Source organism: Natribacillus halophilus (assembly GCF_900100185.1).
GTDB classification, from domain to species: domain Bacteria; phylum Bacillota; class Bacilli; order Bacillales; family Marinococcaceae; genus Natribacillus; species Natribacillus halophilus.
Genome location: NZ_FNEN01000006.1, coordinates 20,680 through 27,353, shown reverse-complemented (window position 1 = coordinate 27,353; position 6,674 = coordinate 20,680). Strand labels below are relative to the sequence as shown.

Here is a 6,674-nt window from a genome sequence, read left to right as displayed (position 1 = left end):
GCGAGGTATGAAATCGCCGAAATCATCCCCCAAAAGAGGAGCGGGCAAGCCTGCGAGGTATAAAATCGCCGAAATCATCCCCCAAAAGGGGAACGGGCAAGCCCGCGAGGTATGAAATGGCCGAAATCATCCCCCAAAAGAGGAGCGGGTAAGCCTGCGAGGGATGACACCCTCGGAATCATACCCTCATAGACGAGCAGAACATGATGAGTGAGGCAATACGCGTGATACGCAAATAGCGTCACCTACCAGGACTTTGAAGAAACCGTGTTTTGATTAGCGTATATGTGGAGATTATAGCTGTGTCATGATAAACTTGGACATGCGAGGTGAACGAATTGGCGGAACAAACAGAACAACTTTTTAATACGTTGGATCAAATGGCGACAGCTATAAGTCAAAACATTGAATATACATATTTGGACGCGTTGGCAGAAGCAGGGGATATTTTATTCCACGGAAAAGTCCGGGAAGATCTCCCGGAGTCCCTGCAAAAAAACCTGGAACGTTTGTTGGCCAACGCTCCTCAAGATGATGTGGATCGCGAGACCGTTCGCAAAGCTTTTCAACTTGCCATTTTAAAGGGGATGAAGGAGAACGTCCAACCCCATCATGCGATGACGCCAGATGGCGTGGCCCTTTTTGTTTCCTACTTGTTAAAGAAGCTTATCGCGGATGACAAAGACATCCGCCTTCTCGACCCGGCGATGGGAACCGCCAATCTGTTAACGGCGATCCTTAACGAAACGGATCAGATCGCCACCGTTATCGGGGCGGAAGTAGATGATTCCCTCGTACGCGTCGCGTATGCCATGTCGAATTTACAACGCCATTCACTGCAGCTTTTGCAAATGGATAGTATTCGTCAACAAGGCTTTCCCGAGGTCGACGCGATCGTTTCGGACTTGCCTGTCGGCTATTATCCCCATGATGAGGTGGTTGCCGATTTTCAAACTCGTCCCGAGCAAGGCCGTATGCCCTCGGAATACGCACTTTTTGAAAATTCCTGGCAAGCCCTTAAAGAAGGTGGAGTCGCCATATACCTGATCCCAAACACGATGTTCACCCGTGAAGGTGCCGAGTTCCTTCACAATTTTGTAAAAAACGAAGCGGTGACGCTCGGTCTTTTGCAATTGCCGGAGACGATGTTCAAAAACGAGCAACACGCGAAAAGCATTTGGCTGCTGCAAAAGAATGGACCAGGGGTACAGGCGCCGCCACAGGCACTGTTTGCCGAGCTTCCTTCGTTTTCCCGAGCGGAAGCTTTGAGTGATATGGTCGAGCGTATCAATGAATGGTTTGAACAATTTTTTGACAAGTAAAAGCGCTGTAAAAAAACTGTAGAAAAAGGGGAAATCACATCATGTCCTCGTCGCCGGAACACATTCAACAGCGTCTGGAAGCGATTCAGGAATGGGAGAACCGTTATTTTGAAGGAAGTAATGCCGAAGCGTGGGCGATGCAAAAATGGCAAACAGAGGCACTCGCCCGGATGCCGGAAAAATGGCATGAAAAATTGCTGGACGGTGTGGACCGTTTTCTTTTTTACACACAAAGTATGATTTTGAATTCCAACGTGCAAAGAGAGACAGAAGAACGCGTGCTCGTGACGGCTCGTGTCTTCCAGGATGATATCAATGGAATTAATGATGTACGCAAGCTTCGCGTTGAAGAGAATCAGTTTATTCTTTCACAGTTGATGGCCAAACAACGCCTGCTTGCTTTTGGTCAGGGTGGGGTTACCGGGTTTGCCGGTCCCTTTTTGCTGGCTTCGGATATGCCATTGTTAATGGCGATTAACTTGCGGACGGTACAGTTGTCTGCGCTTGCTTTCGGCTATGATTTACGCCACCCTGCTGAAATGATGATCGCGTTAAAGGTGTTTCAAGTCGGTTCATCTCCCTATTTTATGCAATATCCGGGTTGGAAAGAGCTCGAAACGGAGACGGAGAATATTGTCGGTGAATTTTATAACGGTCAAGAGCGTGTGATCGACGAAAAATGGCTGCAGCAACCTTTGCGACAAGTCGGAAAACTGGCGATGATCGCGATGCTCAGGAAAAGGCTCATCCAGGGCGTACCGTTGGTCGGTGTTGCATACGGGGCGTATAGTAATTATCGCTTAACAAGACAAGTATCAGAGATTGCCAGTGCTTACTATGAAAAGCGTTACTTGCTCGATAGGCAACATAACGGTTGATTCGTCTTCTCACAAACGCTTCTTATCATGTATGGAAATGAAACCCTTGAATACATTTTTATAAAAATGTATGTATAAGTATTGAGTTTCGAAGCGAAGGATGATAAAGTAAAACTATGGTGAACGTAGAAGAGGAGTCATCCTCTTTTTTTACACAATAATGTATAAAAATAACCTTTGAAGTATAACCATACATGGGAGGAAATCGATATGAATAAGGGAAAAGTCGTTTTGGCTTATTCCGGCGGACTGGACACATCCGTGGCTGTGCGTTGGTTGATGGATCAAGGCTATGAGGTTATCGCGGTGGGCCTGGACGTTGGTGAAGGCAATGATCTGGAGAAGGTGAAACAGAAAGCACTGGACGTCGGCGCGACGCAATCGTATTCCATCGATGCAAAGAAAGAGTTCGCGGAAGACTTCGTGTTGCCGGCTTTGCAGGCGCAGGCGATGTATGAACAAAAGTATCCGCTCGTCTCCGCGCTGTCCCGTCCGCTCATTTCGAAAAAACTCGTCGAGATCGCGGAACAGACCGGCGCCGGAACCATCGCTCACGGTTGCACCGGAAAAGGGAATGACCAGGTGCGATTCGAAGTTTCCATTCAAGCGTTAAATCCGGATGTCGATGTCATTGCGCCCGTACGCGAGTGGGGCTGGTCCCGGGATGAGGAAATTGATTATGCCAAACAGCACAACATTCCGGTTCCCGTCGATCTTGATAATCCCTACTCCATTGATGAAAACCTCTGGGGACGCAGCAATGAATGCGGGATCCTCGAAGATCCGTGGGCCACACCGCCGGAAGGCGCTTATGCTCTAACGAATCCCCTTGAGGAAACGCCCGATACACCCGAGGTGATCGAAATTGAATTTGACCAGGGCAAACCTGTAGCCGTGGATGGCACCGCCTATGAGCTCGATCAGCTGATCATGCATTTGAATGAAAAAGCAGGTACCCATGGGATTGGTCGTATCGATCACGTGGAAAATCGTCTCGTCGGCATCAAATCCCGTGAAGTGTATGAATGCCCCGGGGCGATGACGCTTCTTACTGCCCACAAGGAATTGGAAGATTTAACGTTGCCGCGGGAAATGGCTCATTTTAAACCGGTCGTCTCCAAGGAACTGACGGAGCTGATCTATAAAGGCCTATGGTTCTCTTCATTAAGACCGGCCCTTGAGGCATTTTTAAAAGAATCACAGAAAAGCGTAACCGGAAAAACGCGCGTGAAATTGTTTAAAGGCCACGCGATCGTTGAAGGGCGTACATCTCCTTATTCGCTGTATGACGAGAAGTTGGCCACGTATACACCGGAAGATGAGTTCGATCACAATGCAGCAGTCGGCTTCACGCAATTATGGGGTCTGCCGACGAAAGTGCACAGCCAGATCAATAAGAGTGGTGTGAAAGCATGACGAAGTTATGGGGCGGCCGGTTTACAAAAGAAGCGGAAGCCTGGGTCGATGAATTCGGCGCGTCGATTTCTTTTGACCAGAAGCTCGTGATCCAGGATATTCGAGGAAGCATGGCCCACGTGGCCATGCTTCGTTCTTGCGATATTATTAGCGAAGAAGATGGGCACAAGATTCACGATGGCCTGGTCACGCTGGAAAAGAAAGCGGCGAATGGTGATCTCGAATTTGACGTCAAGTATGAAGATATTCATATGAATATCGAGAAGCTGCTCACGGAAGAAATCGGCGAGGTAGCCGGTAAACTCCATACAGCCCGCAGCCGAAATGACCAGGTAGCGACAGATATGCATCTTTTTATGCGAGAGGAAACCGAAGAGATCATCGGGCTGATCCGCGATTTACAACGTGTGCTCGTCGGACGTTCCGAAGAGCACACAGAAACGTTGATCCCCGGATATACTCATTTGCAGCGGGCGCAGCCGATATCGTTCGGGCATCATCTGCTCGCTTATGTCGAGATGCTCGCTCGCGATGCAGACAGGCTCACGGATAGTTTGAAACGCGTCAATGTGTCACCGCTCGGTGCCGGAGCCCTTGCGGGAACGACCTTCCCGATCGATCGTCGACAAACGGCGGAAGCATTAGGCTTTGACGGGATCTATGAAAATAGTCTGGATGCGGTCAGTGACCGTGATTTTCTCATTGAGTTTTTAAGCATCGGCTCCACGATTATGATGCACCTCTCTCGTTTATCCGAAGAAATCATCCTTTGGTCGAGTGAGGAATTCGACTTTATTGAACTCGATGATACATTCGCCACCGGCAGCAGCATTATGCCACAAAAAAAGAACCCGGATATGGCCGAATTGGTCCGCGGCAAAACCGGGCGCGTATATGGGAGCCTTTTCAGTTTGCTCACGACATTGAAAAGCTTGCCGCTCGCGTATAACAAGGATATGCAAGAAGATAAAGAGGGCGTGTTTGACACGGTAACAACCGTGAAAGGATCGCTGAAGATTTTCACGGGCATGATCGACTCCATGATCGTCCAGGAGAAGTCGGCAAAAAAGGCCGTTTCCACGGATTTTTCCAATGCAACCGAACTCGCCGATTATCTGGCCGCGAAGGGCATGCCGTTCAGGGAAGCCCACGAAGTCGTCGGCAAGCTCGTTCTCCACTGCATCGAAAACGACATCGTCCTCGCCCAATGTCCGTTCGCCACATTCGAAGAAGCAAGCGCTTTGTTCGAGGAAGATATTTATGAGGCGCTGGATCCTCGTGAAGTCGTTGCGCGCCGGAACAGTGAGGGAGGTACAGGATTTACGCAAGTGCAGCAGGCGATAGCCAAGTGGAAAGAGCGATTGGATATATAGAGGAGAGTCGCCTCAATTAAACAACATTCCCAAGCAAAAAGCTTGGGAATGTTTACATGGATATTTTTTTATGACTCTTCAGGGAGTTCATCGCCTTCGCTCGGCAGTTTCCGGTTCCATCTCACAATCATTACATCGCAGCTTGCATTGCGTACGATCGCCTCGGAAACACTGCCGATGACCATGCGTTCAACCCGGTTGGCTCCGGTGGCTCCGGCCATGATCAAGTCGATATCATTGTCCGGGGCAAGGTGTCGGGTGATCCGAACCTTCGGAGAACCAAAGTCGAGGATGGTTTCCACTTGCGGCACCCCTTTATCCAGCGCTTGTTTCTTGAAATTTTCGAGGGTTTCGTGACCTTGTTCTTCAGCTTTTTTTACGATTTGACGGTCAAAACGTTCGATGGTTGCGAAGTTTTTCGTATCTATCACCGTTACAATGTAAAGGGTGGCTTCCTGATCAATGGCAAAATCACAGGCTTGTTCAAAGGTGAAGCTTGATTCATTTGATCCGTCAACACCTACGAGAATTCTGCTGTAACGATTCATGCGTTCTCCTCCTTCAAGTGGTATAGTGTGATGATGTTAAGGGTATTATAACACAACCGGTTCTTGGATTTGCTAGTTGCGCTTATGCAAGATAAGAAAGTTTATACTTTCTTAACTGCTAAAAAAGATCTCTAGGTAGGTGTATCCTGTGAAGGAAAATTTTAAACCTAAAAATCAGAAAAAAAATAGCGACGAAGTCGTGCATGACCAGATGCTAAAGAGTTATCAAATTGCGAGTGATGATGAAAAGAAAGCCAATCCAAAGCAAGATAAAGGGCAAAAATAGGGCCAGAAAACTTTTCTGGCTTTTTTTTCTGAAGAAACCGTAGTAAAATCGATGTAAAAGAACAGCAGCAGGAGGAACCACGGCATGAGGCATGCGATTGTGACGGCAGGCGCAAAAGGGCTCGGGCGCAAAGTGACCGAGGCCCTTTTGCAGGAAGGTTATATCGTGACGGTCAGTTACCGAAATGATGAACAGGCTGTCCATCACTTGCGTGAAGAACTGGGAATGGATGAAACACGCTTGTTTGCGGTACAGGCTGATGTAACCCATCAGGAAGACATTGAGCAATTATTCACTGTAGCGATTGAACGATTCGGCCGTTTGGACGTATTAGTCAACAATGCGGGTCCGTACATATTTGAAAGAAAAAAAATACACGATTACAGCACCGAAGAATGGAATGAAATGATCAACGGCAATTTAACGGCGATGTTTACAATGCTGAAACAGGCGTTGCCGCAAATGCGCAAGCAGCAATACGGTCGTATTATTGCCTATGGCTTCCAGGATGTCGGCAACGCGCCGGGATGGTTGTATCGCGGGGCATACGGAGCGGCAAAAACCGGTTTGGCTTCATTGATCAAAACCGTGTCCATTGAAGAAGCGGAGCATGGTATTACGGCTAACATGGTCTGTCCGGGCATGATAGTCGATGACTGGAAAGAAGGGACGATTGCCGAGAGTAAAAAGTATCATGATCCGCATACGCCTATCGGCCGTTCCGGGACAGGGGAGGATATCGCGCGAACGGTTCTTTATTTTGCCAGTGAAGATGCTGATATGGTCACTGGGACGATTATTGAAGTCACCGGGGGTGTGGACGTGATTCATCGCCGCCGTCATGAATAAAA

At 48.4% G+C, this 6,674-nt stretch carries 7 protein-coding genes; 6 read left to right on the top strand and 1 reads right to left on the bottom strand.

Features of this window, described 5'->3' with window-relative positions; all coding sequences use genetic code 11:
* The first annotated feature begins 338 nt into the window (after window positions 1-338).
* The 4 genes from BLS58_RS08495 (at window position 339) to argH (ending at window position 4,989) form a co-directional block, all read left to right on the top strand.
* Entirely contained in the window at window positions 339-1,322 is a 984-nt protein-coding gene (locus BLS58_RS08495) for a class I SAM-dependent methyltransferase (RefSeq protein ID WP_245723109.1), read from the top strand.
* Window positions 1,323-1,363: 41 nt separating this feature from the next.
* Entirely contained in the window at window positions 1,364-2,200 is an 837-nt protein-coding gene (locus BLS58_RS08490) for an EcsC family protein (RefSeq protein WP_090397960.1), read from the top strand.
* Window positions 2,201-2,410: 210 nt separating this feature from the next.
* Entirely contained in the window at window positions 2,411-3,616 is a 1,206-nt protein-coding gene (locus BLS58_RS08485) for an argininosuccinate synthase (RefSeq protein ID WP_143018891.1), read from the top strand.
* Window positions 3,613-4,989 (top strand): argininosuccinate lyase, encoded by a 1,377-nt coding sequence (gene argH / locus BLS58_RS08480; protein WP_090397958.1) that lies wholly within the window; start codon window positions 3,613-3,615, stop codon window positions 4,987-4,989. The genes BLS58_RS08485 and argH overlap by 4 nt, the downstream gene beginning before the upstream one ends.
* Before the next feature lie 68 nt (window positions 4,990-5,057).
* Here the strand turns inward: argH and BLS58_RS08475 are convergent, their stop codons facing one another.
* Window positions 5,058-5,537, bottom strand: coding sequence for a universal stress protein (locus BLS58_RS08475; RefSeq protein ID WP_090397956.1), 480 nt, complete (start codon window positions 5,535-5,537; stop codon window positions 5,058-5,060).
* Window positions 5,538-5,685: 148 nt separating this feature from the next.
* Between BLS58_RS08475 and BLS58_RS17520 the strand changes: the two genes are divergently transcribed.
* Together BLS58_RS17520 and BLS58_RS08470 are read left to right on the top strand one after the other, a co-directional pair.
* Window positions 5,686-5,823 (top strand): hypothetical protein, encoded by a 138-nt coding sequence (locus tag BLS58_RS17520; RefSeq protein ID WP_176764677.1) that lies wholly within the window; start codon window positions 5,686-5,688, stop codon window positions 5,821-5,823.
* Between the two features lie 84 nt (window positions 5,824-5,907).
* Complete coding sequence (locus BLS58_RS08470) at window positions 5,908-6,672, top strand: SDR family oxidoreductase (protein ID WP_090397954.1); 765 nt, start codon at window positions 5,908-5,910, stop codon at window positions 6,670-6,672.
* Window positions 6,673-6,674: the final 2 nt, after the last annotated feature.